Annotated in this window: 35 protein-coding genes and 1 pseudogene; 15 read left to right on the top strand and 21 right to left on the bottom strand. The window is 61.4% G+C overall.

The window, feature by feature from the left end; all coding sequences use genetic code 11:
- Positions 1–79: 79 nt before the first annotated feature.
- On the bottom strand, positions 80–1,321 hold the full coding sequence (locus B5M41_RS00840) for an AGE family epimerase/isomerase (protein WP_134650385.1): 1,242 nt from the start codon (positions 1,319–1,321) through the stop codon (positions 80–82).
- A gap of 359 nt (positions 1,322–1,680) precedes the next feature.
- On the opposite strand from B5M41_RS00840, the gene B5M41_RS00845 reads away from it, so the two are divergent.
- From B5M41_RS00845 to B5M41_RS00860, 4 genes are all read left to right on the top strand, one after another.
- Positions 1,681–1,833 carry a hypothetical protein gene (locus B5M41_RS00845; RefSeq protein ID WP_160871198.1) on the top strand — a complete coding sequence of 51 codons (153 nt, stop codon included), beginning with the start codon at positions 1,681–1,683 and terminating at the stop codon, positions 1,831–1,833.
- Positions 1,834–2,300: 467 nt separating this feature from the next.
- Positions 2,301–2,579, top strand: coding sequence for a hypothetical protein (locus tag B5M41_RS00850; protein ID WP_134650384.1), 279 nt, complete (start codon positions 2,301–2,303; stop codon positions 2,577–2,579).
- A gap of 184 nt (positions 2,580–2,763) precedes the next feature.
- The gene (locus B5M41_RS00855) at positions 2,764–3,285 is read left to right on the top strand and encodes a YcxB family protein (protein ID WP_134650383.1); all 522 of its coding nucleotides are present in this window, start codon (positions 2,764–2,766) and stop codon (positions 3,283–3,285) included.
- A 58-nt stretch (positions 3,286–3,343) separates the two neighbouring features.
- The gene (locus tag B5M41_RS00860; RefSeq protein ID WP_134650382.1) at positions 3,344–3,874 is read left to right on the top strand and encodes a hypothetical protein; all 531 of its coding nucleotides are present in this window, start codon (positions 3,344–3,346) and stop codon (positions 3,872–3,874) included.
- A gap of 142 nt (positions 3,875–4,016) precedes the next feature.
- On the opposite strand, the gene B5M41_RS00865 is transcribed toward B5M41_RS00860, so the two are convergent.
- From B5M41_RS00865 to B5M41_RS00880, 4 genes are all read right to left on the bottom strand, one after another.
- Entirely contained in the window at positions 4,017–5,069 is a 1,053-nt protein-coding gene (locus B5M41_RS00865; RefSeq protein WP_167719231.1) for a hypothetical protein, read from the bottom strand.
- Positions 5,070–5,148: 79 nt separating this feature from the next.
- Positions 5,149–7,107 (bottom strand): DKNYY domain-containing protein, encoded by a 1,959-nt coding sequence (locus B5M41_RS00870; RefSeq protein WP_134650380.1) that lies wholly within the window; start codon positions 7,105–7,107, stop codon positions 5,149–5,151.
- A gap of 95 nt (positions 7,108–7,202) precedes the next feature.
- The gene (locus tag B5M41_RS00875) at positions 7,203–8,387 is read right to left on the bottom strand and encodes a hypothetical protein (protein ID WP_134650379.1); all 1,185 of its coding nucleotides are present in this window, start codon (positions 8,385–8,387) and stop codon (positions 7,203–7,205) included.
- 115 nt (positions 8,388–8,502) lie between these two features.
- Positions 8,503–9,060 carry a hypothetical protein gene (locus B5M41_RS00880; RefSeq protein WP_230639935.1) on the bottom strand — a complete coding sequence of 186 codons (558 nt, stop codon included), beginning with the start codon at positions 9,058–9,060 and terminating at the stop codon, positions 8,503–8,505.
- An 11-nt stretch (positions 9,061–9,071) separates the two neighbouring features.
- Here B5M41_RS00880 and B5M41_RS00885 point away from each other — a divergent pair, with 11 nt between their 5' ends.
- The 3 genes from B5M41_RS00885 to B5M41_RS00895 all read left to right on the top strand — a co-directional run bounded on the left by B5M41_RS00885 (position 9,072) and on the right by B5M41_RS00895 (position 10,672).
- Positions 9,072–9,665, top strand: a complete 594-nt coding sequence (locus tag B5M41_RS00885) for a Crp/Fnr family transcriptional regulator (protein ID WP_230639936.1) — start codon at positions 9,072–9,074, stop codon at positions 9,663–9,665.
- Between the two features lie 149 nt (positions 9,666–9,814).
- The gene (locus B5M41_RS00890) at positions 9,815–10,327 is read left to right on the top strand and encodes a sigma-70 family RNA polymerase sigma factor (protein ID WP_230639937.1); all 513 of its coding nucleotides are present in this window, start codon (positions 9,815–9,817) and stop codon (positions 10,325–10,327) included.
- Positions 10,328–10,444: 117 nt separating this feature from the next.
- A complete protein-coding gene (locus B5M41_RS00895; RefSeq protein ID WP_134650375.1) occupies positions 10,445–10,672 on the top strand; it encodes a hypothetical protein in 228 nt (75 codons plus the stop codon).
- A 9-nt stretch (positions 10,673–10,681) separates the two neighbouring features.
- Here the strand turns inward: B5M41_RS00895 and B5M41_RS00900 are convergent, their stop codons facing one another.
- The gene (locus B5M41_RS00900; RefSeq protein WP_134650374.1) at positions 10,682–11,062 is read right to left on the bottom strand and encodes a hypothetical protein; all 381 of its coding nucleotides are present in this window, start codon (positions 11,060–11,062) and stop codon (positions 10,682–10,684) included.
- 64 nt (positions 11,063–11,126) lie between these two features.
- On the bottom strand, positions 11,127–12,458 hold the full coding sequence (locus B5M41_RS00905; RefSeq protein WP_134650373.1) for an NAD(P)/FAD-dependent oxidoreductase: 1,332 nt from the start codon (positions 12,456–12,458) through the stop codon (positions 11,127–11,129).
- 148 nt (positions 12,459–12,606) lie between these two features.
- Between B5M41_RS00905 and B5M41_RS00910 the strand changes: the two genes are divergently transcribed.
- The gene (locus B5M41_RS00910) at positions 12,607–12,882 is read left to right on the top strand and encodes a hypothetical protein (protein ID WP_134650372.1); all 276 of its coding nucleotides are present in this window, start codon (positions 12,607–12,609) and stop codon (positions 12,880–12,882) included.
- A 283-nt stretch (positions 12,883–13,165) separates the two neighbouring features.
- On the opposite strand, the pseudogene B5M41_RS00915 reads toward B5M41_RS00910, so the two are convergent.
- Positions 13,166–13,363 (bottom strand): annotated as a pseudogene (locus tag B5M41_RS00915) (hypothetical protein); the annotation flags it as partial.
- Positions 13,364–13,476: 113 nt separating this feature from the next.
- Here B5M41_RS00915 and B5M41_RS00920 point away from each other — a divergent pair.
- Positions 13,477–13,821, top strand: coding sequence for a DUF6894 family protein (locus tag B5M41_RS00920; protein WP_134650371.1), 345 nt, complete (start codon positions 13,477–13,479; stop codon positions 13,819–13,821).
- On the opposite strand, the gene B5M41_RS00925 is transcribed toward B5M41_RS00920, so the two are convergent.
- The gene (locus B5M41_RS00925; RefSeq protein WP_230639938.1) at positions 13,802–14,536 is read right to left on the bottom strand and encodes a Crp/Fnr family transcriptional regulator; all 735 of its coding nucleotides are present in this window, start codon (positions 14,534–14,536) and stop codon (positions 13,802–13,804) included. The genes B5M41_RS00920 and B5M41_RS00925 overlap by 20 nt on opposite strands.
- A gap of 215 nt (positions 14,537–14,751) precedes the next feature.
- Between B5M41_RS00925 and B5M41_RS00930 the strand changes: the two genes are divergently transcribed.
- The 3 genes from B5M41_RS00930 to B5M41_RS00940 are packed head-to-tail and all read left to right on the top strand — an operon-like array spanning position 14,752 to position 16,328.
- Positions 14,752–14,976, top strand: coding sequence for a hypothetical protein (locus B5M41_RS00930; protein ID WP_134650369.1), 225 nt, complete (start codon positions 14,752–14,754; stop codon positions 14,974–14,976).
- Positions 14,977–14,989: 13 nt separating this feature from the next.
- Positions 14,990–15,211 carry a hypothetical protein gene (locus B5M41_RS00935; protein WP_134650368.1) on the top strand — a complete coding sequence of 74 codons (222 nt, stop codon included), beginning with the start codon at positions 14,990–14,992 and terminating at the stop codon, positions 15,209–15,211.
- A 37-nt stretch (positions 15,212–15,248) separates the two neighbouring features.
- Positions 15,249–16,328: a DNA topoisomerase IB gene (locus B5M41_RS00940; RefSeq protein WP_134650367.1), complete on the top strand. Its 1,080-nt coding sequence runs from the start codon at positions 15,249–15,251 to the stop codon at positions 16,326–16,328.
- Between the two features lie 59 nt (positions 16,329–16,387).
- Here the strand turns inward: B5M41_RS00940 and B5M41_RS00945 are convergent, their stop codons facing one another.
- Positions 16,388–16,684 (bottom strand): DUF3175 domain-containing protein, encoded by a 297-nt coding sequence (locus B5M41_RS00945; protein ID WP_134650416.1) that lies wholly within the window; start codon positions 16,682–16,684, stop codon positions 16,388–16,390.
- Between the two features lie 2 nt (positions 16,685–16,686).
- Positions 16,687–17,304 (bottom strand): flavodoxin family protein, encoded by a 618-nt coding sequence (locus B5M41_RS00950; protein WP_134650366.1) that lies wholly within the window; start codon positions 17,302–17,304, stop codon positions 16,687–16,689.
- A 181-nt stretch (positions 17,305–17,485) separates the two neighbouring features.
- Here B5M41_RS00950 and B5M41_RS00955 point away from each other — a divergent pair, with 181 nt between their 5' ends.
- From B5M41_RS00955 to B5M41_RS00965, 3 genes are all read left to right on the top strand, one after another.
- Positions 17,486–17,980 carry a BON domain-containing protein gene (locus B5M41_RS00955; RefSeq protein ID WP_134650365.1) on the top strand — a complete coding sequence of 165 codons (495 nt, stop codon included), beginning with the start codon at positions 17,486–17,488 and terminating at the stop codon, positions 17,978–17,980.
- Positions 17,981–18,380: 400 nt separating this feature from the next.
- Positions 18,381–19,250, top strand: coding sequence for an SDR family oxidoreductase (locus B5M41_RS00960; RefSeq protein ID WP_209020883.1), 870 nt, complete (start codon positions 18,381–18,383; stop codon positions 19,248–19,250).
- Positions 19,251–19,261: 11 nt separating this feature from the next.
- Complete coding sequence (locus B5M41_RS00965; protein WP_134650364.1) at positions 19,262–19,522, top strand: hypothetical protein; 261 nt, start codon at positions 19,262–19,264, stop codon at positions 19,520–19,522.
- Between the two features lie 156 nt (positions 19,523–19,678).
- Here the strand turns inward: B5M41_RS00965 and B5M41_RS00970 are convergent, their stop codons facing one another.
- From B5M41_RS00970 to B5M41_RS01015, 10 genes are read right to left on the bottom strand one after another with little or no spacing between them, the layout of a single operon-like run.
- Entirely contained in the window at positions 19,679–19,999 is a 321-nt protein-coding gene (locus B5M41_RS00970) for a type 2 periplasmic-binding domain-containing protein (protein ID WP_230639939.1), read from the bottom strand.
- Positions 19,983–20,210, bottom strand: coding sequence for a hypothetical protein (locus tag B5M41_RS00975; protein WP_230639940.1), 228 nt, complete (start codon positions 20,208–20,210; stop codon positions 19,983–19,985). Before B5M41_RS00975 ends, B5M41_RS00970 begins: the two co-directional genes overlap by 17 nt.
- A gap of 29 nt (positions 20,211–20,239) precedes the next feature.
- Positions 20,240–21,277 (bottom strand): Gfo/Idh/MocA family protein, encoded by a 1,038-nt coding sequence (locus B5M41_RS00980; RefSeq protein WP_134650362.1) that lies wholly within the window; start codon positions 21,275–21,277, stop codon positions 20,240–20,242.
- A 7-nt stretch (positions 21,278–21,284) separates the two neighbouring features.
- Positions 21,285–21,734: a type II 3-dehydroquinate dehydratase gene (gene aroQ, locus B5M41_RS00985; RefSeq protein WP_134650361.1), complete on the bottom strand. Its 450-nt coding sequence runs from the start codon at positions 21,732–21,734 to the stop codon at positions 21,285–21,287.
- 32 nt (positions 21,735–21,766) lie between these two features.
- Positions 21,767–22,135, bottom strand: a complete 369-nt coding sequence (locus B5M41_RS00990; protein WP_134650360.1) for a 5-carboxymethyl-2-hydroxymuconate Delta-isomerase — start codon at positions 22,133–22,135, stop codon at positions 21,767–21,769.
- A gap of 13 nt (positions 22,136–22,148) precedes the next feature.
- The gene (locus B5M41_RS00995) at positions 22,149–23,003 is read right to left on the bottom strand and encodes a shikimate dehydrogenase (protein ID WP_134650359.1); all 855 of its coding nucleotides are present in this window, start codon (positions 23,001–23,003) and stop codon (positions 22,149–22,151) included.
- Between the two features lie 21 nt (positions 23,004–23,024).
- Complete coding sequence (locus B5M41_RS01000; RefSeq protein WP_134650414.1) at positions 23,025–23,759, bottom strand: amino acid ABC transporter ATP-binding protein; 735 nt, start codon at positions 23,757–23,759, stop codon at positions 23,025–23,027.
- Between the two features lie 45 nt (positions 23,760–23,804).
- On the bottom strand, positions 23,805–24,629 hold the full coding sequence (locus tag B5M41_RS01005) for a transporter substrate-binding domain-containing protein (RefSeq protein WP_134650358.1): 825 nt from the start codon (positions 24,627–24,629) through the stop codon (positions 23,805–23,807).
- Positions 24,630–24,664: 35 nt separating this feature from the next.
- Positions 24,665–25,315: an amino acid ABC transporter permease gene (locus tag B5M41_RS01010; protein ID WP_134650357.1), complete on the bottom strand. Its 651-nt coding sequence runs from the start codon at positions 25,313–25,315 to the stop codon at positions 24,665–24,667.
- Between the two features lie 10 nt (positions 25,316–25,325).
- The gene (locus B5M41_RS01015; protein WP_134650356.1) at positions 25,326–25,994 is read right to left on the bottom strand and encodes an amino acid ABC transporter permease; all 669 of its coding nucleotides are present in this window, start codon (positions 25,992–25,994) and stop codon (positions 25,326–25,328) included.
- Between the last annotated feature and the right edge of the window lie 17 nt (positions 25,995–26,011).

Raw genomic sequence — 26,011 nt, forward strand, 5'->3', positions numbered from 1 at the left:
TGCCGGGAACACCACATAGTAAAACGCCGCCGGAGCGGCGGCGTTTCGGATCCCGTCGGTCTCGGCGCGGCAGCAGATGTCAGCGCTGGCCCGCTTCGATGATGCCGCGCGTCAGGCTGCCGGTTGCCGGATAGAGCGGGATGAGGCAGGCCTGGAGGGCGTGATAGATATCGCTCTTGCCCGCAAACAGCGTGTAGCTCGGCGTGAGGTCTTCCGTGAGCTCTTCGTGCCAACCACCGCGCTCGTTGTCGAGGAAATGGCGGGAAATCGAGTCCCAGATCCGCCGATACCAGATTTCATGCTTATCATCGGGCAGATGTTCGCACAGAAACGCTGCGGCGCCCACGCCTTCGGCCATGGGCCACCAGAGCTTGTTGCGCTTGGCCGGGGCGTCGTCCCAATCGAGCGTGTAGTAGAAGCCGCCCTTTTCCGTATCCCAGCCCAATGCGATGGACTGGTCGAACAAGGCCTTCGCCGCCTCCGGCATCCAGGCATGCTTGCGGCCGCCGAGTGCATAGAGCTGGAGCACCAGGCGGGTCCATTCCAGCCAGTGGCCCGGCGTGGTGCCGGAAGGACGGAACATCTCGTTACCGCGGTAATCGCGATCCAGCACCCAGTTCTCGTCGAAATGTTCTCCCACGCGGAAACCGCTCTCGGCGGCACGACGGCGGATAATGAGGTCGGCGATGCTCTCGGCCCGGTCGAGATAGAAGCGCTCGCCGGTCGCCTCGTATGCCGCCATGAGGGCCTCGGTGAGGTGCATATTCGAGTTCTGTCCGCGATAGCCGGCAACCGGCGTCCAATCGGCCTCGAACTCCTCCGCGATGGCGCCGTGGCGGTCTTCCCAGAAGTGCTTGTCCAGGACCTCGGTCACGTCGGCGATCATGCGGTCGGCATCGGGGTGGCCGGCAAGCTTGGCGCTCGAGGCGGCCAGCAGCACGAAGGCGTGGCCGTAGCCCTGCTTGGTGGCATCCAGCAGGCCGGCATTGTCGAGCGACCAATGATAGCCGCCGCGTTCGTGGTCGCGGTGCTTTTCCCAGAGGAACTTCATGCCGTGGTCGACGATCTCGTCGGAGCCGGGGCGGCCAAGCAGGCTGCCGATCGCAAAGCAATGAACCATGCGGGCGGTGGAATGAATGCCGCGCACCGGGTTGCCGGCATTGAGCGGGCGACCGTCGACGTCGAGCTCGTGAAAGCCGCCGAGCGGATTGAAGGCCCGGTTCTGGAAGAAATCGAACAGGCGGTTTGCCTCCCGCCAGAGCCACTGGCGGTGATAGTCGCGCTTGCGCCAGGCTTTGCCAAGGTGTCCCGTTGCGCCCATGATGCGTTCTCCTTTTTGGTCGGTCCGCAGTCGTGTCCGGTGCTGTCGGGGCGGGAGGAGCGCAGGGGAGGCGTCGTGGCGTGACATTCACGCACGGCCCGCAACACTCGCAATGACGGCTGCCTCCGACAGGTGGGGCGGGATTTATGGCCCAGAACGCCTTGCCCTGCAACCCGTCACCCACTGTGGCAAGTCATCACCGGAAGAAGGGAGAAACGCGAATTTACGATTGCGGCCAAAATGAGAAAAAATACCCTACCAATCTTATAGGGATCCTATAGAAATATCTCCGGAGCGGAGTGAAGCGCTCTTCTTGGCCAACCTGCGATAAGCAGACGCTCGAGCAAAGGACGGTGGTAATGCGCGATATGAAACTCGACAGCCGTGCGACTTACGCAACCTTCGGCTCGCGCCGTGCCCGCCGGGCGGAGCGCCAGGCGCTCGTCAGCACCGTGCTCTTTGCCGGTGCCTTCATCTTCGTCAGCGCCGTGGTTTTCGGCTTCGTCGGCTGAAAAAGCCTTTCCGTTTTTTAGACCCCCAATTTTTAAACAATGAATGAACCGTATATCGGACGTTACTATACAGTGACGGCCGCGGCGGTCATGGCTTTTCGACTGCGAACCCTACCCGGGCCCTGTCGAGCGGTCATTTTCGCTTCATCCGAACCAGTGGCCGCGAGCCGCTTTCCCGGCTCGTCGCGTGCGACGCAAGGGAAAGCCGCCGGTCTTCGTGAGCAAGACGACAGGATTTACCTGGCCGCAATTGGTGCTGTTTCAGCACGGCCATGGCCTATTCCAGGAGAAGAACCTCGTCGAGATATCGAACGAGGCGATGGACTGACCGGTTCTCGCCCATGGGCTGACAGACCGGGTTTACACGCGTCTTAGAAGCGTCTCAAAGGGAGCGCATCGCCATTGGTCATCGAGATGCTGGCTGCTATTTATTCCTGCCCCGGGAATTAAAGAGGAGTCTTCCAGTTTTGCTGTTATTGGAAATCTTGCTTTTTTCAGCAGCGTTTTTGGCGGTCATTCTTCTGGCGGCTCACCAAATTGTCACGCAGGTCAGGGAGTACCGATTTTATAAGAGCAACGGCGGTGATTTTTCCGTCGACAGCGGCGTGGACAATCTGAAGCTTGATGAGCGTGTTCATATCAATGCTCTCGGCCTCACGAATTGGCAGCGCTTCTATCTCTTCCGTCCGTTTTACATCGTATTGCTCATAGCCTTCGCCGGCATGATGATCTTCTCCTTGTTCTGACCGGCATGACAATAGCCCGCTGTTGTGCGTGGAGGCCGAGTTTGTTCATCGTCAGCTCGTTCAGCACCTCCTTATCCACCAGATGTCGCCGAAATCCTGATTTTTCGCCCGTCGCAGTCGTTGCTTTTCCACGTCACAAACGTTTGCTGTTAAAGAGCTGAAACAGACCCTTACCAGGCAGGCAATGAGCGATACGAACCGCAGTGTTACCCTCACCTTGACCGCCGACGACTATGTCGCGGCCAACAAGCTGTTCATCCTGAAAAGCGCAACGTCACTCCGGCCGCTCGTTTGCTGGCTGATATTCGTTGCGCTGCTGCTCGGCTCGTTCTTCGTACCGGCGCTGCGACTTCGTGTTGAGCCTTACGCGGCATTCTTCTACATCTGTGTGGCGGTTGTGATCGCGATACCGTTCTATCAATATTTCTTCGCTGCTCCCGTGTTTGCCCGCAAGGCCTACGCAGCGCAGAAAACCCTTCAGCACCCGATGAGGGTTTCATGGTCGGAAGGTGGCTTCAAGAGCACCGCAGAGCAGGGCGAATGGAACATCCCCTGGGCCGACTACCTCAAATGGACCGAGGACAGCAAGGTAATCCTCCTCTTCCAGGGACCGCGCCTGTTCAACATGCTGCCCAAGCGTGTCCTCACGCCAGCCCAGATCGACGACCTCAGGCAAATGCTGGCAGCCAACATCAAGCGCGCGTGAGGACACCCGAACGGGTTTGCGGAAGGGTCTTACTTTCAATCCCATATGAACCGGTAAAATGGGTCAAAACGATCGAGGCGAAAACAAAGAAACAGGAGTTGGCGCATCGGGAATGTGGTCACTGCGTGCGCGCGGTGTTTACATTGCTGAACTGGCTGTCTTTGCGCTTCCAGCGACGCTCCTTGCCGGCTATTTTGCTGTGCTGGTCGGGATGGATAGCGGTCGTTTCTTCCTGGAAAGCGCGTGGTCTGCGCTTTTACATGGCGGGGTCGAAAATGTACAGCGCACCGTTGGTAGCGGAATGGGTATCGGCCTGGCGATTCTCAGCCTGTCGGCAATTTGTATATTTCTCAGGCTCTCGTTGGATTATATTCGCGGGAGGCAAACGGTATTGGCGCAAGCAAGGCGGCGATACTGGTTTGGTCTGGGTTGCGCGGTGCTTCCGCTGATGGTCGTTTGCTACGGAATCTTCGTGTCGATCGTCGCTGAATTGATGCACGGTCTTCTTCCCATCCTAGCCGTCAGTCTTACCATTATAATTCCAGCGGCTCATCTCGGTTTTGCCCTTCATGCGGGACGCCTACCTTAGTCTGTAATCCATTGATTATCGCGCATTATGCACGTCCGACGGGCTGTGCGGTTTTGCGGGATGTAGCGCGGTATAACTGCACCTTCGCATGAGTGGTCTCGCGGCCGCCTGACCCGACAGTTCAGTTGACCGGCCAAATGCCTCATCGGGTCTGCCGGCGGTCGCTCACCAGAACCCGCCCCAGGGCGAGGACGACCGTGACGCAGACGATGAGCGCGGGGCCGGTGGGTGCCGCCGGCGCGAAGACGATCAGGTGCAGCAGCCCCAGGCCCGCGCAGAGCAGGACTTGCGCCAAGGCCACGACGGTCAGGATCGGCTTCATGTCTGCCCGGCGGTCGAACGGCAGCTGCCGGAAATAGCCATAGACGAAGAGCGGTATGAGCACGCTCATGAACACGGTCTGCATCGCCGTGGCGAGCCATGGCGCTGTTTCGAGCGAAGCCGGCAGCAGGATGATGGGAACGACCATCAGATATCCGGTGGCGATGCCCGCCAGAAACGGAGGCCAGAGGAGAACGCTCAGGGGCGTATCCTGCCGCATGCCGTCGTCCCGGCCGGTAGCGAGCAGCAGCCGGTTCAACGCCACGACGATGGCGACGGCTACGACGACGGCGCCGGCAAGCATCCAGAGATGCCACGGCGGCATGATGCCGGATCGGACCGTTTGAATGGACATGACGATTTCCCGAGGCACGCGCGAGAACATGGGGATCGTCATGAGCAGCCAGATGCCGCTGCCGAGGCCCGGAAGCCGGATCGCATCGTTCAGCCACAGCAACAGGGCGGATACGCCGACAAAGGCTGCGATCCCCAGGACCATGGCGCTGAGCGTATCGGCCATGAGGCCCATGGTGACGAATGCCGTCAGCACACCATACCCCTGCAGGGCGGTCAAAAGCAGCACGGCAATGCCGAAGAGCAGCCTTGGCCAGCCGGCATGGCCCAGCCGTTCCGTCAGGTCCGGCGCCATCAATCTCACGAGTTCGACAAGCGCCAGCAGGCTGAACAGCGGAACGGTTCCCAAAGCGAACAGCGACAGCCGCTCCATGCCGCCGGACTGCGCCAGCTGGAGGCTTGCCGGAATAAGATCGATGCCGGGAATGGGAAGACGCATGCAGGCCGCGATGATGATGAATGCCAGCACGGTCATGAGGATCGTGTATCGTCTATGGTCGCGGCGTGGAGTGGTCATCATCTGGGTTCGCTTCGCCTCGGTGTTTTGATGTCGATCGTGGTCACAGTCATGACGTATGGCAAGGGGATCCGCCAGTCGCTCACACCTGCTCCTCCAACGGGAATTGTCGAACGCGGCCGCTGACGACCTGGAATTTGACGTCTCCGACATGCACGGCATAGTGCCCCAGCGTATGCACGCGGGTGCGGTCGACGTCCGGGCAGGCGACGAGGCCGGAATCGGTAAGGGCATAGACATGCCGCGCGTCGGCCGCGAAAATGCGGTTGAGGAAGGTCAGCGTGGCGGGATCGATGCCGGGGAGGGGCTTGCGATAACTGCCGCCGAAAAGCATGTGTCCCTCAGCATCGATCAGAAGCTGCTCGTCGACGCCACGCGCCGTTGCGGGATCGACCTTGCCGGGCCTGGTGACGGGTTTACCACGGTAAAGCAGCGTCTCGCCCATTCGGGCGAAGGTGCAGCCGAGCGCTTCGACAGCATCGGGATCATCGATGCCGCGTTTGCGCACGCCCTCGACGATCAGCCCCTTGGCATCGCGCGCATAGGCGCCGCCGAGCACCTCGAAACTCTTCAGATCCGCCTTGACGATGACAAGCGCCGGCATGGGCGCCGTGCTGTCGAAATAATAGGCCTGCCGGCGATCGCGAAACCAGGGGCCGGACACACGCTCGAAACTCGCGGCGTCGGCACCCTTGACCGGCGAGCATCCGTAACGCTCCATCCCCGGTTCGAAATAGCGCAGCCCGTGCCTGTCCTCGGCAAAGACATCGACGATGTGGCGAAGGCTGTCATGGTCGAAATGATCCAGTGAGACCCACGCGCCATCATGCGGACGTGCCGGTCGGACCACGACACGGCTCCCGTCGCTGAAATAGGGTCCGCCCATGGGGACCGGCTCGGCGGCGTCCGCGGCCCCACGCTCCCGCCGTGCCTTTTCGCGATGCCACCAGGTGCCGGTGAGCTCGGGATGCGACTCGAAATAGGGGCTCCAGTGTTCGAATTCGGCGGATACCGATTTCGGCTCCCCACGCGAGAAGGGCCGGTCCTTGTCGTAGGCGCAATATTGGCCGGCCTCGGACGCGCAGGTGAAGCTTTGCCGGTCCGCCTCGGGGATCGGACGGTTTTCCCAGTAGATGCGGTTCCGGTCGGCGAAATACCGACCCTCGTCGCCGATCGCGTGGAAGCTGGGCGCGTCCGCGCCCTTGATTTCGACGCCATAGGCATAGACCTTGCGGCTGTCCTTGGCATAGTGGCTTTCATCGACATGGATGCCGGGTTTCTGGCCGCGTCCGTAATAATAACTCACGATTTCGAACGTGCCGGGCTCCGCCATCGGCAGGCGCAGGTTGGTGATGTAGAAGCCGGCGGCCTTGTCGGCGCCGTAGCGCTCGTTCAGCACGGTGAAGCTTTCGGGATCGGCGCCGCGCGCGACGAACCAGAAGATTTTCGTGGGCGTCTCGCCCTGGCCGTAGACGCGCTTGGCGTCGCAGAACCAGCGATCGCCAAGCTGGCGGAAGGTCAAAGGGTCGAGGCCGGCGAGAGGCACCCCCTTTCGATCTGCGATCGGAGCACCGTCGACGCAAACATGGCTGCCATCGTGAACGTAACGGATGACGGGAAAGCGCCGCTCGCAGATGTAGTGCGCGACCCAGTCGACATCTGCGAAGGGGCCGATGTGCGGGTTGGCTTCGACCGCCCGCCGCAGGGTGCCGAGTTCCCGGCGCATGCTGAACGGCTCGGGCACGGGCAGGTCGATGCCGTCATGTTCGGTCAGATGATCGAAGAGCGCGCGGTCCTGCTCGGGCTCAGGCAAGCCCTCGCGGGCATAGGCGCCGGCAACCCAGCCCGTATTGGCGAAGTGAAGCTGCCCGTAACGGTTGTTGCAGTGCTGCCAGCGGGCAGCGTCGATGCCGAGCCGGGAGAGGATTTCGCGTGCGGGGCGCCCCACATCGGCAAAGAGGGATGCCGCGTACCAGTGCGCATAGGGAAGGGGGAAAAGCTCGCTCAGTTCCGGTCTGTTCGAAATCGTGCTGTCCTCCATCTGCGTGTTCGTAGTGCGCCCCAGCCCGTACCCGATTGTTCGACGTCCGCGCGGCCTGGAATATTCTTCGGAGATTCGGTTTGGCGCGCCGGACGCTACGGCGCGGCCATCATCCGGTCGGCCGCCCGCCTTGCCAGATCGAAAGCCGTCATGCCGGGCAGGCGGGCCACGAACGCGGCGCGACCATCGCCGGACACGGGCGGCGACCACCATGCAGCGGTGTAGAGCCTGTCGCCGCTCAGGGTGACGGTTGCGAAAACCTCTCCGGCCTCGCCTCCGGTTTTCGTGGCGATGTCAAAGTGGAAATGGTTCTTCGTGCCCTCGACGCCATCGGGCGGCGAAGCGCTGTCGCTCGACAGCAGTTTCGCGCTACCGAAATCCGGCGACTGCCTGGCGATGAAATCGCGCAGGAACGTCTCTCCATCGCGTGCGATGTCGAAGCCGGCGGGCGCATCGAAAGCGCCCAGCCAGACGAGGCCGGCATCCTTGCCATCGCGCTTGCGCACCATGCTGAGCTCGGCGGGGACGCCGCCCTGGAAGTCGTTGATGGCGATGCTCCAGGCGGACGAAACCGGCAGGGCCACGGTGCGTGACCCGAGTTTCAGCGGGACATCGGTCATGCCGGCCCAATGGCTGACCGGCTTGCCGTCGGCAAAGGTCAGGCCATCGAGCGCCGTTCGTGCGAATGTCTCGATGTTCCCGCCGGTCGCGAAGGCGCTTTCCTCGTCCGTACCGGCGGGCGTGGCGATGAAATGAAAGACGAGGAGCTTGGTGCCGCGTGTCAGGCAGTGCGAATAGGCCACCTGCTCGAACCGGCCGTCTTTGACGCGCATGCTGCGCACGGATGCGCTCGACAGGTCGTCCGCGATGGATCGCGAGAAAACTTCGAGGCCAATCAATCCCACCTCGTAGAGGCAGACCCGTAATGCCGCCGCCGGATATTGGAGATCCAGCGCCATGATGGTCACGTCCGCCGGCACGGTCGCCGATGGTGCGATCTTGCCGACCACCGTCACGTTGCCGGCGGTACCCGCCTGGCGGGGCTGGATTTCCACGGTCTGGAAATCGGCGTTGGCGGGAACGAGGATTTCGCCCCGCAGGTCCGTACTTCCGAAGTCGAAGGTCTGTTTCCTCCAGCCCGCCGGTACGGGCTGTTGCGCCCACACGTGGCACGATGCCGCAAGCCAGATCAGGAGGCCGATGACACCGTAGCGGAACGCAGCGTCCAGGCGCCGGTTACGGTCGAGTTTTGTTTCCGGATGGCTCAGTCTGCGCGTCACGAATGCCCTCTGTCGCACTGCTGTTCAGTCCGACAAGATATAGGCGCGGGCGCGAGAGTTAAACCGCAAGCGTTCTATATCAGAACATCGTCAAGGACGGACGGCCTCCGCTGGCCTAGCGGAAACGGACTGGTCGTTTCGTCAGGTTCATCTGGATCGCCAAGCGGTCCGCGAATGGCCCGATCAGGCGGACCAGCTTCCGGGCTTCCGCTTCGTGTATGCCCTGCTGCCTGCAGTAGAGCACGACGTCATACACCCTGACCTGCGCTACGGAGCGATTGCTGTCGACGTGTTGCATGGTGTTCCTCCCGGTGAAGCCGGCAAAATGCGCGCGGAGGCGGGAAGTTCCGCGGGGAAAAGCTCCGTACGAAACCGTACGAATGCGATGCGGCGCCTGCGGGCGGGAGACCTCTGTCCGCTTTCGTACCGACCCTCCGGACCGGGTTGTTTCGCCGATTGTATGGCCATAGATGGACAGCCATTGACTTTGGGAGAGACCGAGGCCTTTGGCGGATATGCGGTCGATGAACTGCATTGGATTTATTGATGGCAGCTGGTTGTGACGGCGGGTTTCGGAACAACCTTCTTCGGCGTCTACCGGCAGCGAGCCTGCAACGGATTTTGCCGCATCTCGAACGGGTGCGGCTTCCCCGATGGCATCAGCTGTCTTCACCCCAGCAGCCGATGAAACACGCCTATTTCTTCGAAAGCGGCATAGCATCGGTGGTTATCCGCTCGCCTGATGGACGGTGCAGCGAAATCGGCATCGTCGGCAGGGATGGCATGTATCCCGCCTCGGCCATTCTGGACGTGGACGCTGATCCATTCTCGGTCCACATGCAGATCCAGGGCGAAGCGCACCGGATTGCCACGCCCGCTCTCAAGTCGATGATGGCCGAAGATCCGGAGATCCACCGGTTGCTTGCCTGTTACGTCCAGGCGCTGACCGTCCAGCAGGCCTACACCTCGCTCTCCAACGCGGTGCACCAGATCGGCGAGCGTCTCGCCCGCTGGATCCTAATGTGCCATGACCGTGTGGACGGAACGGAGATCAGTCTGACGCACGAGTTCATGTCGATGGTGCTTGCGGTCAGGCGTCCCAGCATCACCACGGCGCTCCACGTGCTGGAAGGCAAGAAGCTCATCTATTCCGAACGGGGTGTCGTCAGCGTCCGCGACAGAGCGGGGCTGGTCGCCTTCGCGCGGGACGCCTATGGCGAATGCGAGCGGGAATATGAACGCCTCATCGGGGCAAGCATCGCGCGTCCCTCGGACTGATCGGAATATGCCTTCACGTTTTGCCGGAAACCGTGCGGTCCCGCCGATCGCGAAGCGCGACCACGTGCGCATTTCCGCGCGGTGATCCGTACGATAACGTACCGCAACCTCTTTGAAGCCGTCTCGTTCCCTTTGAAATGGAGGAACGAATGGACGCCGTGGTTACTGCCCCAATCGAGCAGACAGTTCATGCCCAGATCGAAGCCCAGTTGCCTGCCCTCAGGCGGTTTGCGCGGCAATTGTGTCGTGCAATCAGTGATCGCGAAGACCTCGTTCAGGAAACGGTGATGCGGGCCCTGCGGTCCTCCCATCAGTTTCGCCCGAACACAAATCTCCGCTCATGGTTGTTCACGATCATGCGCAACACCTTCAACACCGAATATCGTCGCCGCTGCCGGGAGCCCGCCGGCATGGATCCGGAGCGTTTCGAACGGATCAGCATCAGCGCGCCGCAGGAATGGGCGGTCTGCCGCAGCGAATTGCGATCAGCGCTCAAGCGCATTCCTTTCAGCACCCGCCGCACATTGCTGCTGGTGGCGATGGGTGTCAGCTACATCGACACGGCAAGGCTTTGCGCCTGTGAAATCGGCACGGTCAAGAGCCGGGTCAACCGTGCGAGAAAGATGCTCGAGGACGATATCGGGCGGCCCGGGGTCATGTAGGCGTCCACGCGCGCCAGCGCTGAGCGGCGGGAACACTGTACGCTTTCGTACAGTGTTCCCGCTTTGTATTGGGCCGCAAGTTCTCTAAGCTTTCCTCTTCTCATTCAGGAGGTGAGCATGTGCAGCTACACACATTACGGCGCATTCGATCCTGAAGAACTGGGCGCGTTGCAGTCGGTCTTCGACGAGTTGACCGCACAGCCATGGTTTGCTGCCTCGGACGAAGCGCGAGAGAGCTTTGCCAGATATCTCTTCGATACCTTCGCCGATGCTACATTCGATCCCGCCAAGCATCGCTTTGTCGTAGAGTCGTCGGCCCGCATGTTTTACGCGAAAGAGACGTAGGCTGCGCGCTCAGGACTGGCCGGGCAGGGCATTCTTGTCAGCCGGTGCGGCAGGTTGGGCGTCATTGGTTTCCTTTCCCTCGACGGAAGGTGAGGGCGCCGTCGGCTGCCTGATGACGAAATAGCCGAGAATGCAGCCCACCACGACGAACAGGACCGCCAGGATAAGAGGCCCGGTCCGTGCGCGGGGTTGGTCCGAACCGTCGTCGACCGGTGGCGTTGCGGCGGCGGTATCCTTTCCATAGAGGCTTCTGACCTTCCGGTTTTGCTGCGCGCGCTCCGTCGGTGACAGGCGTCGCTGCTTCATAACACCGTAAACCAGCACAGCCCCCAGGAGCAGCGCGCCGCCCGCAATCGCGAGAAACCAGAACTGTTCTTCCATCGCTTCCATAGCGTCCTCCTGTTCGGTTCGTGAGCGCGACGCAGGCCGCCTCCGGCTTGTCGACCTCGCGGAATTAACGCCCCGCTGCCGGCGGGTTCTCGAACGGTTTGTCGGGTGGATCCGATGTGTCGTCGTCACGACCGTGGTTCTCGTCGATCAGGCGTGCACTGCGTTGCCGGGTGAAGTAACGCGTTATCCACTGAATGCTGACCAGCAGGCGTTTTTCGAAATTCACCAGCAGATAGACGTGGACGAGGGCCCACAGGAACCAGGCCATGCGGCCCTTCAGGGTCCAGGACCCGAAATCGAAGATCGCGGCGTTGCGGCCGATGACGGCGGTGTTGCCACGGTTGTGAAACCGGAACGGTGCCGTGTGTGTGCGGCCGGTCAGTTTATGGCGCAGGCGGTCCGCCACATACTCGCCCTGCTGCTTGGCGACCTGCGCCAGTGCCGGAAGCGGCTTTCCATCCTCATCCGTCGCCAGGGCCGTATCGCCGATGACCGCGATATCAGGATGCCCGGGCAGCGACAGGTCCGGTTCCACGGGGATGCGGCCCTGCTGCCCGCCTTCCACGCCTAGCCAGCGCGCAGCGGGCGAGGCACGCACGCCCGCACCCCAGACGATGCAGCTTGTTTCGATGCGCTCGTCGCCCAGCGACAAGGAGTCGGCGTCGATTTTGGTCACGCTGCGTCCGGTCAGGACCCGAACGCCGATATCCTTCAGATAGGCATGCGCGTAGGCCGCGAGTTTCTCCGGGAAGGCGGCAAGGATGCGGGGCCCGGCTTCGATGAGAAGGACATCGACCTCGTTCTTGTTGATGGCCTTGAAGTCGTGATGGATCATCTGGCGCGCCAGCTCGGAAATGGCGCCGGCCATCTCGACACCGGTCGGACCGCCGCCGATGATGGCGAAGGTGAGCAGGCGTTTGCGAATGGCGGGATCGGTTGCGCGCTCCGCGCGCTCGAAGGCGGACAGCAATCGGTGGCGGATGAGCCTTGCTTCATGAATGGTCTTGAGGCCCGGGGCGAATGGCTTCCACCCGTCGTTGCCGAAATAGTTGTATTCCGAGCCGGTCGCGATGACGAGGTCGTCATAGGGGAGCGACGTGCCGTCCTTCAGCAGAACACGGTGCCCGGTGCTGTCGATACCGACGACCTCGCCCAGCAGGACACGGATATTGTCATATCGCCCGAGCGTCCGACGCACGGGTTCTGCGATATCGGCCGGCGACAGGGCGGCAGTGGCCACCTGGTAGAGCAGGGGCTGGAAGAGATTGTGGTTGCGCCGGTCCACGACGGTAACGGTGATGCCCGACTTGCCGAGGCCCTTTGCGCAGGCGAGACCGGCAAAGCCAGCGCCGATGATGACGACCTGTGAATGCGTGTAAGGGTCATGGGTGGACATGGTCTCTTGCGCGCCTCTTTCATGACATGTGCCGCTGCACATCAGGACAATGGGCCAACCTCGGCCTTCAAGGATTGTTCCAACCTTGGCAGGGAACAATGGAGGCTGGCGGGGATTGGCAGTGTAGTGCCAACGAGGAAAAACGGCCATGCCGCATCAGCACGCTATCGAGCCTCCCAAGGAGAGTGCAGACTATCCCGGTCGCAGCGCCGACTGCGTCGCCGCGCTGCGGCCTGCCGTCGCAGACCTCGCGATAGCGGCGCCGGAGGATCTGACGACAACGATGACCACCGGGCCTGTGGGCAATTTCGCGGAGCTTGTTGCAGGAGCGGAGAGAGCAGGGTGGCGCGCCGACGAGGCGCAAGACGCCATAAGGCAGCTGGCACGCGAGCAGGAAGGCGCCCGCGGCACATTGTTCGACTGACAGGAGCCCGCTCTTTCTATCGTACCGCCTCAGAAGAAACGGCGGCATCCGGAATGCCGCCGTCTTTCATCTCGTTGTTGCGGTGCCCGATCAGGGGCTGCGATGGCTATGTTTCATCCTGGGGAACGTGTTTCTTCACGGTCGAGGTATTGGCGGCTGAAACCGGGTCGGAGGCGGGGAACGTGTCTTCCAGCCCTTTCTGGAGCTCTCCTTCCTGACTGGGTCGCGCCTGGCGGGATTGTTCTTCCTTGAGCGATTGCACGGCCGGAGACTGTCCGCCTTGATCACCTTTGGCTTTCATCGCGTCCGCTACCCCATTGCGCTCGGGATCCTTGTTCGTTTCACCGACGGCGTCGCGCGCGGTGTCGGGATCGTCCTTGGCAGGCAGGTAGCCGCGCGGTCTGGATGATTCCGGCCCTTCCCAGCGAGGGGACTGATCCGTGGTGCCCGGTGCGCCGTCCTGCGGTTTGTTCATACCCATGTGACATCTCCTTTCACGCTTTAAACCGTCTGGATCGCGGGATGTTCCGTTTCCACAGGGACCGACAGGCGTGAAAACAAGGCGGGCGCTGGTCTCTAAGCGGAGTATCGGGCGTGCGGCGTCGCCTTGTGCGCGACCCGTCGAACCGCCGGGTCAAACACCGTCCGGAACAAAGCACCGCAGCTTTCTGTTCGCATGGTTTGCAGGAGGAAATAAGAGTGCGATACTTCTTTAATATTCGCGACGGAGAGCGCACGGAAGAGGATCTCGAAGGATCGGAATTCGATACTTTGGAGCTTGCGATCGAGGACGCACGGTTGGCGGCGCGTGAGATCATGGCGGAGCATGTTCTGGCGGGATATGAGCCGGACGGGCAGTTTTTCGACATCGCCGATGAAGAGGGCCGGGTTCTTGTGAGCGTGCCGTTTCGCTCAGCGCTCAGATCGAAGTCTCAATGAGTGGTGGCGACGGTTCGGAATGACCCGTTATATTCCGTTGGTATTCCATTTCAGGCATTCCGTATGAAGCACCGGCAATGTTTTCTAGTCCTGCACGGTCACGGATCTCCACTAGGCGGCGACTGGACTGTATCAGTCGTTTTCCCTCAAGCAGATGCAGGGCGTCCGTTACGCTGGGCCGACGCACGCCAAGCATAAGCGCGAAAAAATCGTGGGTGAGGGGAAGGCGGTCGCCCAGGCGATCCTGCGACATCAGCAGCCAGCGCGCGAGGCGTTGCTCCACATTAAACCTTCCATTGGCCAGGCTGGTGGCGGCGATCTGCATCATGAAGACATGCGCGAAACGCAGGAGAAACCACCTTAGCCGCGGGCGCCTGTCCATCAGGTCCCTCAGGGCGTCGCTGCGGATACGCAGGGCCGTCCCGCCGACCTGCATGAAAGCATAATGCGGGCTGCTGTCGACGCCGAGAAGCGCGGGCACGCCGGACAATCCCTCGGCGCCGACGCAGCCGACCTCGACTTCCTTGCCGCGTGGGCCGGCGATTTCCGACGATAGACCGTTCAGGAGAAAATAGACGTGCTCGATGGCCTCGTGGGCGTGGAACAGGAATTGCCCTTGATCCAGATCCACGCGCTCAAATTGCGCCGATAACGCCGCCAAATCGTCGGGGTCGACGCGTGCAAGCAGTCCGTTGCTATGATTATCCTCGGCCAAGGCCGGCTCCTTCCCGCAACAGCATCCGGTTTCAGGTCTTTGACGAAAATGCTGCGTTGCCCCAACATCTCTTAACCGCCAAGTGCCGATACAGTTCCATCTTCGCGCCGTCTGATCCATCCCGCGAAACCTGACGCCATTTCAGGCGTTACGCCACGAGATATCACCGCGCCTGACGCATGACGTTAGAGCGCCACCACAAGAAGGCCAGGCATATGCGTGATTCCCGTGACGACCGGACCGAAGAACTGAACGCCGTCATCGATACCAAGCTGACCGCTCTCGTTGTGGAACTGGAAGATGCCGGCTGGAACATGGAGGACATCGCTCTCGCGATCCAGCAGGTCTTGAGCCGCAATTGGCTCGATCAGATCGAGGCGATGAGACGCGCACGTGCGGCTGTGCCCGACAATTTCGTTTCGGATGGAAATGAGGGTTGAAGAGGAGAGGCGGATGCCGACTACCTATCAGATCGTCGCGCTCAGCGCGCTCGATCCCGAAGGCACGGACACGCGCGACGAGCCGAAACTGGTCTTTCCGGATGCGCTGAAAATGGCGCAGGGGCTGAAGGACCAGGGAAAGGCTTTCCGCGTCTTTGCCGATGGCGAGCCTTCCGGCGACCAGCTTCAAGCTCTGCGCGATCTTGGAGCCGTTGAGGTCCTTCCGACGATTTAGACCGGGAACAGCGGACGGGTCTGCGAGTTATCGCGTCATGAACCAGATGCCCCGCGTGTTCGCCGATGCCCCTTCCGATGCCGACCTCCACGCGAAGTTGGTTTACATCGAAGGTTTGGAGACCGGTATCACGCGCAAACCGGGCGCAAAGGGATATCTCTATTACGGGCCCGACGGGCGAAGGATCACAGACCGCGCGGAAATCGCGCGCCTGAACGCTCTGGCGATTCCACCGGCCTATACCGACGTGGTGATTTCCACCAACCCGTATTCTCATTTGCAGGCGATCGGCAAGGATGCGCGCGGCCGCCGCCAGTATCGCTATCACGCCGACTGGCATGCAGAGCGCGGCCGCGCCAAATTCGAACGGCTCATCGACTTCGCGAACCGGCTGCCGGACCTGCGCGAGCGTGTGGAACACGACCTGCGTTCGCCCGGCCTGACTTTCGACAAGGCGCTGGCGACCGTCATCTGGATGCTCGACAATCTCTATATCCGTGTCGGCAACGCGGCCTATGCCGAGGCGAACAAATCCTATGGCTTGACGACATTGCGCAGGCGGCATGTCAAGGTCGACGGCGGCAACCTCAGGTTCCGTTTCAAGGGAAAGTCGGGCAAGGAGTGGAACCTCGTCCACAGCGATCGCCGGATTGCCAATGTGGTCCGCAAGCTGCAGGAGCTGCCGGGACAGCACCTTTTCAAATATGTGTGTGATGAGGGCGGCTGCCGGCCGATCTCCTCGCAGGACGTGAACGACTATATTCGCGAGATCGCCGGCGACGGTTTCAGCTCGAAGCAGTTTCGCACCTGGGGCGCAACGTGCATGGCCGTCCAGGCGCTTGCCACCGTCGATGTTCCGCCGACCAAGCGCGAACTCACCCGACAGATCAACCAGGCGATCGACACGGTCGCGGCAAGACTGGTGAACACCCGTGCCGTCTGTCGCTCATCCTACATTCATCCGGCCGTTTTCGAGGATTTTCATGCCGGCAGGCTGGGCGAGGTGCTGAAGATGAAGACGAGCGCAAAACGTCTTCTGGACTGGATGGACGAGGATGAAATCCAGGTGTTTCGCTGGTTGAAAAAGCGTTCGTCCATCATTGCGCAGGATAGTTGAGACGACGCCTTGGCCTGGAGGGTGACGCCTTTGGTGCCCTGAGTATCATCAATCCCAAGCTACTTGCCCTTCTTTGGCTGCTTGTCGAAATCCTTTCGCAACTCCGCTTTCGCGTCTTCCAGTGTGTCGCGCCGGCTCTTCGAGAGCTGGCTGCCGGCGCGGTTGATGTAGAACGTCAGCATGGACATGGCCGAGCGGAACGGGCTCGATTTGCGCCGGCCGCTCTCTTCGGCAGACTGCTTGAGCGAACTGGCGATCTTCCTGGCGCTCTTCTGTTTGAAGACGCCGTTTTCGAGGTCCATGGCGTCGCTGTTTTCCGTGACGTCCCGCGACCACTTCTTCTTTTTCTTTCCCATGGTCATGCATCTTCACCTGGATAGGGACGGGCCTTCAGCAGCGTCGCGGCGTGCACGGTGTTGCGTGCGACAAGCGAGAGCGTGGAGCGCACGGCCTCCGGGATTTCCTCGAGATCGACGAAATTCACGGATCCCATCGCCTCGCCGACCCAGTAGGTCACGGCATTTGCGGGAATGGTGAAGCCGACATCGTTGAGCGCTTGAAAAAGCTCCGCGGAGACATGATGCGCGCCGTCCTCGTTGCCGACGACGGCAACGGCGGCGACGCGACCGTAGGACAGCATGCGCCCCTCTTCGTCCTTTTCCTCCAGAAATGCATCCATGCGTTCAAGCGCGCGCTTGCAGACGCTGGACGGCTGCCCCATCCAGATCGGCGTGCCCATGATGAGGATGTCGGCGTCCAGTATCTTCTGGCGGATGGCCGGCCACGCGTCGCCATCGCCTTCATCGGACGTGACGCCCGGCTTGATATCGTGATCGGCCAGTTGCACGAACTGCGTGGTGACGCCGAGCGGCTCCATGGCCGCGGCGAGGAGTTTCAACATACGGTCGGTCGAGGAGGGATCTTCGGCCCTCTTCGTCTTCAAGGTGCAGTTGAGCGCCAGTGCTGTCAGTGCCATCTTCGCCTCTTGTGTTGGGCATCGTGTGTCGGGATGGATGACCAACCACGCTTTTCGCCGATTGTTCCTCAAAAGCCGCATCGTCGCCGCCGGTCTTCCCGGCGAGCGAAATGCGACGTGGAACAAGGGCGAACCCTGATCGGTTAGGGATGCAACGCCAATTGTGAGCGAGGAAACGACGATGACCGATCGCAAACACCCATCCCGCGAAGAGGATTTTCGCGACTATGAAGAGCGGGATATCCGCGACGGCTGGCCTTATTCGGATAATGACGACGGCCGAAAGGCCGGCGGCAACGCACCCTATGGCGCCGGCGGCGCGGAACTCGACCAGATCGACAACGAGCGTCTTGCGGTGACGTCGGATCCTAAGGAGCGCGCCGTCGCCGGCGCACCGACGCCGTTCTCCCACGAGGAAGGTGGAACGATCAGCGACGATGATCTGGAGGCCCGCATCATGGAGGCGCTCGAGGACGATGGCCGCGTGGAACTGGACATGCTGCAGATCACCATCCGCGACGGCGTTGCCGAACTCGATGGCGCCGTCGACAGCGAAGATGACCGAAACCATCTCATCCGCTTCGTTCGAGGCGTGGAGGGTGTGCGCGATGTGACGGCCGAAGGCCTCGCGACACGCGGCATCGATAGCCATATCGCTGCAGACTCGACGGAATAGGAGGCCTGCTTGCGCTTGCGGTATGTCTTCCATGCCGAAGCGGTGGCCAACTCTCTTCTGATGGCCGTTGACTGACCAGGGCGCGTTTGATGCGAGGTGAGCCTCGCATCAAACGCGCCTCTTGTATGAAGATGTTGTCGCTTGAGGCGTCGGACCGCATAAACGGAAACTGCAGGCGCGACATGTATCGCGCCTGCAGTTCCAGGGACCGCTCCAGGCTATGCTCGAAGCAAGTCTCCAACATGGAGCGGGCGGATATGTTCCCGCAGCCTTCGATAAATTGGCGGACGATAACGAGGCTGGAGCCGGCGGCGGGCTCGGATTGCCTGCGGCTGTGCAATAGGGAACATCGCGGCGGACGCCGAGTTGGGTGATCGAACCCACTCATACGGAGACCGAGATGTCTGAGAACAACGTGCATCGTCCTGTTCCGCCCCAGCCGGAACAGCAGCAGAACCCTCCCGGCCTGACGAACGCGATGAACCCGCCGCCCGACCATGGCGAAGACAGTTATGTCGGGGCCGGCCGCCTCGAAGGGAAGGTTGCGCTTATCACTGGTGGTGATTCCGGTATCGGCCGCGCGGTCGCCATCGCCTTTGCGCGAGAAGGCGCTGACATCGTGATTTCCTACCTGAGCGAGGATCAGGACGCGAACGACACCGCGCGTCTCGTCGAGGCCGCCGGCCGCAAGGTCGTGGTTCTGCCGGGCGACATCACACGCGAGGAGCATTGCCAGCATCTCGTCCGCCAATGCCTTGAAAATTTCGGCCGGATCGACGTTCTCGTCAACAATGCCGCCTTCCAGCGCACCTATGGCGATATCGCCGATATCAGCACCGAGGAGTGGGACCAGACCTTCCGAACCAATATCTACGCGCCGTTTTTCCTGGCGCGGGCTGCGATCCCGCACATGAAGCGGGGCAGCGCGATCATCAACACCACCTCGATCCAGTCCCGCCAGCCCTCGCCGCATCTGCTGGCCTATGCGTCGACGAAGGGCGCGATCTCCAATTTCACCGCCGGCCTCGCGGAGATGGTTGCCGACAAGGGAATTCGCGTGAACGCGGTCGCCCCGGGTCCCATCTGGACGCCGCTCATTCCCTCCACCATGCCGCCTGACAAGACGAAGGACTTCGGCAGGCAGGCGCTGCTCGGGCGCGCCGGGCAGCCGGCCGAACTCGCCGGCGCCTATGTCCTGCTCGCCTCGGATCTCGGCAGCTACATGACGGGGGCGGTGATCCCCGTCACGGGCGGCGAGATCATGATCTAAGGGAGGTTGAGATGACGGATATCCGCAAACACGGCTTTGAAAGCGATGCGCAATGGCGTGAATACCTCGAAGAGATCGACGAGCGGGTGATACGACCTGCCCCAAGGCCGCGCGACACGCAGGCCGACCTCGACATCCTGGCAGCGATGCGCGCCGAAGTCGCCGATATGCGCCAGCGTGTCCGCGCCCGCCGTCGTCAGGACACGACGCGATGGTGGAATATTGCCGGCGCCGCTGTGCTCATTGCCCTCGCGGCAATTGCCAGCCGGTAAGCAAAAGCCCCGGCCTTGGCCGGGGCTGTTCACTTCTTGCGGGAGGATGTGCAGCGCTACAAACCCCCTTGCGGAGAAGCGGATTCCATGCGGGGCGAGCGGATATGGTGGTTCCGCCGCCGGCGATCGTTGAACTGCTACAACGGGGAGCCTGCCTCATTCCACCGTGAACGGGACGTCCGGGACGGAATCCGGGAATGTCGGAAGGTCCTGCAGCATCCATTTCCTGTAGAGATCGGCCAGTTTGCCGTTCGCCTTGATGGTATCGAGAAACGCGTTGACCGAAGCGTTGATCTCCTTTTCACCCAGCCGCGTACAGGCACCGATATAGAGGCTGGTGAGTTCGATCTTGTTCTCGTAGTTGCCGGGGCTGCTTTGCTCCAGCTTGTTTATATAGAAAATGTTGCCTCCAATCGCATCGACCTGTCCGGAAAGCAGGGCCTGGATCGTGGCCGCGTCGTCATCGTAACGCAGCACCCTCGCGCCGGCGCATCCCTTTACGGAGTTCGAACACACCCGGACCGCCTTCGCCCGGAATCTCGCTGATCCGTGAAAAGCTCGATCGCTCGAGCGCAAAGACCCAGGCCTTCACGACCTTGTCACGCAGATCGTCAGATACGATGTCCCTGATTTCCGGAAGATCTTCCAAGATGGCTTCTGTATCGATTGTCCTGCCGGAAGGTTGCACGGTCTTTCCTCCTTGGATGGATTTGGGGGTCAACTCACCAGAACACGCTCTGCGGACTTCGCCGATCTTTTCACGGCATCGATCACCTTCAGCGTTTGCAGCCCCTCGAGACCACTGACGAGCGGCTGTTCCTCACCCCTGATGACCTTGCAGAACTGCCTGATCTGCAGGACGAGCGGATCCTGCGGCTCGTATTCCACCCGTTCCTTCTCGAAGGGCTCCCACCAGCTGCGCTTGGCGGGATTGCGCCAGACGTCAAGCGATGGGATTGCAAGGGAACCGTGCGTGCCGCCGATGACGTAGCAGGCCTCGTCCGCTTTCGGATAAACCGGGTTTTCCCCTGTCGTCATCTCCCAGCTCCAGGGCGCCACGACGGCGTCGGAAACGGATGCGGTTGCGAGAACGCCGTTCTCGAATTCGATGAGGATCACGGCCGTCTCCTCGACCGCGTTTCCACGAACCGCATTGGATTCCCGTGCCTGCACGGCGGTGATATTGCCGAACAGATACCGAAGATTGTCGATGTCATGAATGAGGTTGAGGAAAACCGGTCCCGCGCCTGCCTGGCGGCGCCAGTCAATATCGAAATAGTCGTCCGGCTTGAAAAGCCAGAACATCGCATTGACGACAAGCACCCGTCCAAGCCGGCCGCTATCGATGATGTCCTTGGCTTTGCGCATCATCGGGTTGTGCCGGCGATGGTGGCCGGTGAGGATAGGCACCCCTTTCGCCTGCGCTGCCGCGATCATCCGCTCTCCGGACGCGATGTCGTCGGCGATCGGTTTTTCGATCAGGGCGGGAATGCCGGCCTCGATGGCTTCGAGACCGTTCTTCACATGGACCTGGTTGGGGGTCGCGACGATGATGCCGTCGGGCCGATCCACGGCGATCATGTCGGCAAAGCTGGCGAACCACTGCACGCCGGCTTCCCTGGCTATCGCCTCGCCGGCAGGCGTGGGATCCACCACGGCGCTGAGCACCGCATCCGGTTCGCGCGCCACATGCTCGATGTGCCGCTTTCCGATGAGGCCGGCTCCGAGCACGGCCAGTTTCACAGGCGCAGTCATTGCGGGCTCATTTCTTCTCTGCGGACTTGATCAACGTCGCGACCCGGCGCAGGCCGAGCTGGTAGCCTTCGGTGCCGAGCCCGCAGATGACCCCATCGGCCCGATGGGAAACGAAGGAATGATGCCGGAAGCTTTCGCGCTTGTGGACGTTGGAGATGTGAATTTCGATGACCGGGCCTTCGAACGTGTTCAAGGCATCGAGAATGGCGAGCGACGTATGGGTGAACGCAGCCGGATTGATGACGATGCCGGCGCCGTCCTCGCGCGCTTCATGGATCCAGTCGATGATCTCGTATTCGCGGTTGCTTTGATGGAAACGAATGTCGTGACCGAGCTCGGTTGCCAGCTTGCGGCAGTCCGCCTCGACGTCGGCAAGTGTTTCATGACCGTAGATATGGGGCTGGCGTTTGCCGAGCAGGTTGAGGTTGGGACCGTTCAGGACATAGATCAGGCTCACGAGGTTCTCCTCTCATTCTGAAAGCCGGCAGTTCAGTCAAGCGTGCTTTCCTGAACCGCGAGTGCGGGATCGGATTCATAAAGGTCGACGCGAAGGCCGAGACGGCCCTCGCTGAGTGCTGGTGCGGCGACGACACGGGCCGCCTGCAACGTGGCCCGCACAAGCTGCTGTTTGGTTTCCAGCGAGCGGCCGGGCGCCATGCGAATGATGATCTGGATGAAATGGTTCTGCGGATGCTCATCCGCGACGCAGGAAAACGTCGCCTCGCGGGCGAACGTGCGGACGGCTTTCGGCTTCACGACGCCGCCATCGCGAATGCAGCGGTGGACCGCCGTGGTCAAGGCTTCGATCGCCACGCGTTCACCGGCACCCCGGCTGTATTCGATCACAATGTGAGGCATCGATTCCGGCCTTTCAACGCGTGGTCAGGTCGTCGAAATGGCGCGACATGCGTTCCGTATCGGGGGCGATGCCCGTGAAAAGCTGGAACGCGGCCGCTGCCTGAAAGACCGTCATGCCACTGCCGGGCAGGGTGCGGCAGCCCTTGCCCTTCGCCAGGGCAAGGAGTTCGGTTTCCAGCGGCATGTAAACAATGTCGGCCACCCAGTGACGCTGCTCCAGCCATTGCGGTTCGATCGGCAGGCCGGGATGGCTCTTCATTCCGGTCGGCGTGGCGTGGATCAGCCCGTCTGCGGCACGCAACGCGGCGCCGACATCGGTCGTCGCCTCCGCACATGCCCGGCCGAACCGGTCGTTCAACTGGGAAGCCAGGCGTGCGGCGCGGTCGCTGTCCTGGTCGAAGATCGACAGGCGCTCTATTCCGAGCTTGATCGCCGCATGGGCCACTGCAACGCCTGCGCCGCCTGCGCCGAGCAGAACGGCATGAGATTTGGCGACGTCCGGCAGGCCGCGCTCGAAATTCTTGTAGAAGCCATACCAGTCGGTGTTGTGACCGACCCGCTCGCCGTTCTGGAACACGACCGTGTTCACGGCGCCGAGCATTTCGGCGTCGTCTGACAGCCGTGTGAGATAAGGGATCACCGTCTGCTTGCAGGGATGGGTGATGTTGCTGCCGGCAAAGCCTCTTTGCTCCTCCTCGTCGAGAAGAGCGGGAAGGGCAGATGCCGGCAGGCCGCGCTCCGTCAGGTCGAGCAGCTCGTAGTGATAGTCAAGGCCCTGATGCCGGCCTTCGGCCTCGTGAAGGGCCGGCGACTTCGACATCTGAATATCCGCGCCGATGAGGCCGACCAGGTAACGCCTGTCGCTCATGCTTCAAGTCCTTGTCTATGTTCAGTGATGAGCGAGAATTTCACCAAGGAAGGTCTTGGTGCGCTCGTGCTTCGGCGACGTGAAAAAAACGTCCGGTTCCGCTTCCTCGATAATCTCGCCGGAAGCCATGAAGATGACGCGGTCGGCAACCTGGCGCGCGAAGCCCATCTCGTGGGTAACGCAGATCATCGTCATGCCGTCGCGCGCCAGTGAAATCATCGTGTCGAGGACTTCCTTGACCATTTCCGGGTCAAGCGCCGATGTCGGCTCGTCGAACAGCATGATTTTCGGCTCAAGGCAAAGCGCACGCGCAATGGCGACGCGCTGCTGCTGGCCACCCGAAAGCTGCGCTGGATATTTGTCCGCCTGGTCGAGGATGCGGACGCGCTCGAGATACTTCCGCGCCAGCGTTTCGGCCTCGGCGCGACCCATTCCGCGCACCCGCATGGGCGCCAGCGCGCAATTCTGCAGCACGGTCATGTGCGGGAAAAGATTGAAGTTCTGGAAAACCATGCCGACTTCCCGGCGGATGGCATCCACAGCCTTGCCGCTGCCGTCGAGCACCCGGCCTGCGACCGTTATCTGCCCGCTTTCGATGGTCTCCAGCACATTGATACAGCGGATCAAGGTCGATTTTCCGGAGCCGGACGGCCCGCAAAGAACGATCTTCTCGCCTTTGCGGACCGTCAGGTTGATGTCCTTCAAAGCATGAAAGGCGCCGTACCACTTTTCCACTTTTTCAAGTGAAATCAGCATCGATTGAGTGTTGTCGGAAGCTGTCACGACGCCCTCCTTGATAGGTCAGTTCACGGTGAAGGGGATGTTGGGAATGGATTCCGGGAATTGCGGAAGGTCGATCCCCATCCATTTCTTGGTGATGGCGGCCAGTTCGCCGTTCGCCTTGATCTTGTCGATGAAGGCGTTGACGGCGTCGTTCCAGTCCTTTTCGCCCAGTCGCGTTCCGACGCCGTTATAGGTCGTCAGGAAATCGATCTTGCGCTCGTAGGTGCCGGCCGCCGCGGCCTCGAGCCGCTGGCCATAGAACTGATTGCCGCCGACGGCCTTTACCTGGCCTGAAATCAGCGCCTGGATGGTGGCCGCATCATCGTCGAAGCGACGGACCGTGGCCGTTGAGCCGACGGCATCGGTGACGGCCTTGTCCTGCGAGCTCGACTTCGGCACGCCGATTTCCCAGCCTGCCACGTCTTCGACGGTCGCAACCTTGTCCGCCTTGGCGACATAGAGTGCGATCGTGTTGGCGGCATACGGCTTGCTGTACTGGATCGACTTGGCGCGCTCTTCCGTCATCGCCATCGTGGCGAAGAGGATATCGACTTTGCCGGTCGTCAGGGCGGGGATACGGTTCGCCACGGCGAGCGGCTGGAACTGAACCTGAACACCGATCTCCTTGGCAAAGAGCGTCGCCACGTCGGCATCGAAGCCGTCCTGGGTGCCGCTCGAGTTCACGAAGCCCCAGGGTGCGTTGTCGCCCTGGATGCCGACGACGATCGTGCCCTTGGCCTTCACCTCTTCAAGGCTGGCCGCAGATGCGGCGGTCGTGCCGCCCATGACCAAGGCCGTCGTTGCCAGCACCACGCCCATGAATGTTCTGCGATTGTATTTCATGTCATTTCCTCCTCTTTGAATTGTCGTTTGAAGGGTCAGCGGGCGGCCTTGGCCATCCGTTTTTCGAGAGCCGTTCCGAAATGGGAGAGCGGCCAGCAAATGATGAAGTAGATCGCGCCGACGATGCCGAAGACGAGCAGGGGGCGGTACGTCTGGTTCGAGATGATCTGCCCGGCGCGGGCAAGTTCGATGAAGCCGACGATTGCCGCAAGCGACGTGCCCTTGATCAGCTGCACCAGGAAGCCGATGGTTGCCGGCATGGAAATCTTCAGGGCCTGCGGCAGGATGACGTCCTTCATGCGCGACACGTAATGAAGCCCGAGCGCGTTGGCGGCTTCCGTCTGTCCCTTCGGCACAGCCTGGATGGAGCCGCGCCAGATTTCACCGAGGAATGCACTGGCATGCAGCGTGAAGGCGATCGCGACGGCGAGCCAGGCGCTCACATTGATGCCGAGCAGGGCGACGCCGTAATAGACGACGAAGAGTTGCATCAGCAGCGGTGTGCCCTGGAAGAGCCCGATATAGGCAGCGGCGGTGGCGCGCGCCGCAGGGCTCTTGGACACGCGCGTCAGCGCAATCAGGATACCGAACACGCCACCACCGATGAAGCCGATGATTGCAAGCAGGGCCGTCCATTTCAGGCCGTGCAGGATGAACAGGAATTCGTTTGCTCCGATAGGTCCCATGGCCAAACCTCTATCGTGTCGGGTAGCTGAAGTAGCGGCGGGAAATGAGAGCGAAGATGCCCATCATCACGGTGGAAATGACGAGGTAGATCCCGGTCACGATGAAATAGACTTCGAAGCTTCGGAAGGTATCGGATTCGATCCTCTGCGCCGCCGATGTCAGCTCATAGGCCGCGATCGACGTGCAGACGGAGGTCGTCAGCGTCAGCATGATGAACTGGCTGGTCAGAGACGGATAGATCGCGCGCAGGGCCGGCTTCAGAACGATGAGCCGGAAGACGTCGGCCTTGTGGAGGCCCAGGGCGTAACCGGCCTCGACCTGGCCTTTGCTGATGCTTTCGACACCGCCGCGGATGATTTCGATCGCGTAGGCGCCGCCATTGATGCCAAGCGCGATGATGGCGGTTGTCGTCGGATTGAGGCGGATGCCCATCAGCGGCAAAGCGAAATAGATGTAGAAGATCTGCACGAGAAAGGGCGTGTTGCGCACGATCTCGACAAACGCGATGACGGGCGCACGCACGATCTTGTTCGGCGATGTCCGGCCGATGACACCCACCACGCCGATCACCAGCGCGAGCGCCATGCCGGCGAAGGCGAGCCCGAACGTTCCGAGCGTAGCCCACAGCAATTCGGGGGCGCGCTCGAAGACCACGCCGAAGTCGAACTGGTAATTCATGAAAGGGTGTTCCTCCT

Origin of the sequence: Shinella sumterensis (genome assembly GCF_004514425.2) — a bacterium.
Taxonomy (GTDB): domain Bacteria; phylum Pseudomonadota; class Alphaproteobacteria; order Rhizobiales; family Rhizobiaceae; genus Shinella; species Shinella sumterensis.

Coding starts and splice junctions, on each gene's coding strand:
- B5M41_RS00840 (WP_134650385.1), bottom strand. CDS start 1,321: ATGGGCGCAACGGGACACCTTGGCAAAGCCTGGCGCAAGCGCGACTAT.
- B5M41_RS00845 (WP_160871198.1), top strand. CDS start 1,681: ATGCGCGATATGAAACTCGACAGCCGTGCGACTTACGCAACCTTCGGC.
- B5M41_RS00855 (WP_134650383.1), top strand. CDS start 2,764: ATGAGCGATACGAACCGCAGTGTTACCCTCACCTTGACCGCCGACGAC.
- B5M41_RS00860 (WP_134650382.1), top strand. CDS start 3,344: ATGGGTCAAAACGATCGAGGCGAAAACAAAGAAACAGGAGTTGGCGCA.
- B5M41_RS00865 (WP_167719231.1), bottom strand. CDS start 5,069: ATGATGACCACTCCACGCCGCGACCATAGACGATACACGATCCTCATG.
- B5M41_RS00870 (WP_134650380.1), bottom strand. CDS start 7,107: ATGGAGGACAGCACGATTTCGAACAGACCGGAACTGAGCGAGCTTTTC.
- B5M41_RS00885 (WP_230639936.1), top strand. CDS start 9,072: ATGAAACACGCCTATTTCTTCGAAAGCGGCATAGCATCGGTGGTTATC.
- B5M41_RS00890 (WP_230639937.1), top strand. CDS start 9,815: ATGGACGCCGTGGTTACTGCCCCAATCGAGCAGACAGTTCATGCCCAG.
- B5M41_RS00895 (WP_134650375.1), top strand. CDS start 10,445: ATGTGCAGCTACACACATTACGGCGCATTCGATCCTGAAGAACTGGGC.
- B5M41_RS00900 (WP_134650374.1), bottom strand. CDS start 11,062: ATGGAAGCGATGGAAGAACAGTTCTGGTTTCTCGCGATTGCGGGCGGC.
- B5M41_RS00905 (WP_134650373.1), bottom strand. CDS start 12,458: ATGTCCACCCATGACCCTTACACGCATTCACAGGTCGTCATCATCGGC.
- B5M41_RS00910 (WP_134650372.1), top strand. CDS start 12,607: ATGCCGCATCAGCACGCTATCGAGCCTCCCAAGGAGAGTGCAGACTAT.
- B5M41_RS00930 (WP_134650369.1), top strand. CDS start 14,752: ATGCGTGATTCCCGTGACGACCGGACCGAAGAACTGAACGCCGTCATC.
- B5M41_RS00935 (WP_134650368.1), top strand. CDS start 14,990: ATGCCGACTACCTATCAGATCGTCGCGCTCAGCGCGCTCGATCCCGAA.
- B5M41_RS00940 (WP_134650367.1), top strand. CDS start 15,249: ATGAACCAGATGCCCCGCGTGTTCGCCGATGCCCCTTCCGATGCCGAC.
- B5M41_RS00945 (WP_134650416.1), bottom strand. CDS start 16,684: ATGGGAAAGAAAAAGAAGAAGTGGTCGCGGGACGTCACGGAAAACAGC.
- B5M41_RS00950 (WP_134650366.1), bottom strand. CDS start 17,304: ATGGCACTGACAGCACTGGCGCTCAACTGCACCTTGAAGACGAAGAGG.
- B5M41_RS00955 (WP_134650365.1), top strand. CDS start 17,486: ATGACCGATCGCAAACACCCATCCCGCGAAGAGGATTTTCGCGACTAT.
- B5M41_RS00960 (WP_209020883.1), top strand. CDS start 18,381: ATGTCTGAGAACAACGTGCATCGTCCTGTTCCGCCCCAGCCGGAACAG.
- B5M41_RS00965 (WP_134650364.1), top strand. CDS start 19,262: ATGACGGATATCCGCAAACACGGCTTTGAAAGCGATGCGCAATGGCGT.
- B5M41_RS00980 (WP_134650362.1), bottom strand. CDS start 21,277: ATGACTGCGCCTGTGAAACTGGCCGTGCTCGGAGCCGGCCTCATCGGA.
- B5M41_RS00990 (WP_134650360.1), bottom strand. CDS start 22,135: ATGCCTCACATTGTGATCGAATACAGCCGGGGTGCCGGTGAACGCGTG.
- B5M41_RS00995 (WP_134650359.1), bottom strand. CDS start 23,003: ATGAGCGACAGGCGTTACCTGGTCGGCCTCATCGGCGCGGATATTCAG.
- B5M41_RS01000 (WP_134650414.1), bottom strand. CDS start 23,759: ATGCTGATTTCACTTGAAAAAGTGGAAAAGTGGTACGGCGCCTTTCAT.
- B5M41_RS01005 (WP_134650358.1), bottom strand. CDS start 24,629: ATGAAATACAATCGCAGAACATTCATGGGCGTGGTGCTGGCAACGACG.
- B5M41_RS01010 (WP_134650357.1), bottom strand. CDS start 25,315: ATGGGACCTATCGGAGCAAACGAATTCCTGTTCATCCTGCACGGCCTG.
- B5M41_RS01015 (WP_134650356.1), bottom strand. CDS start 25,994: ATGAATTACCAGTTCGACTTCGGCGTGGTCTTCGAGCGCGCCCCCGAA.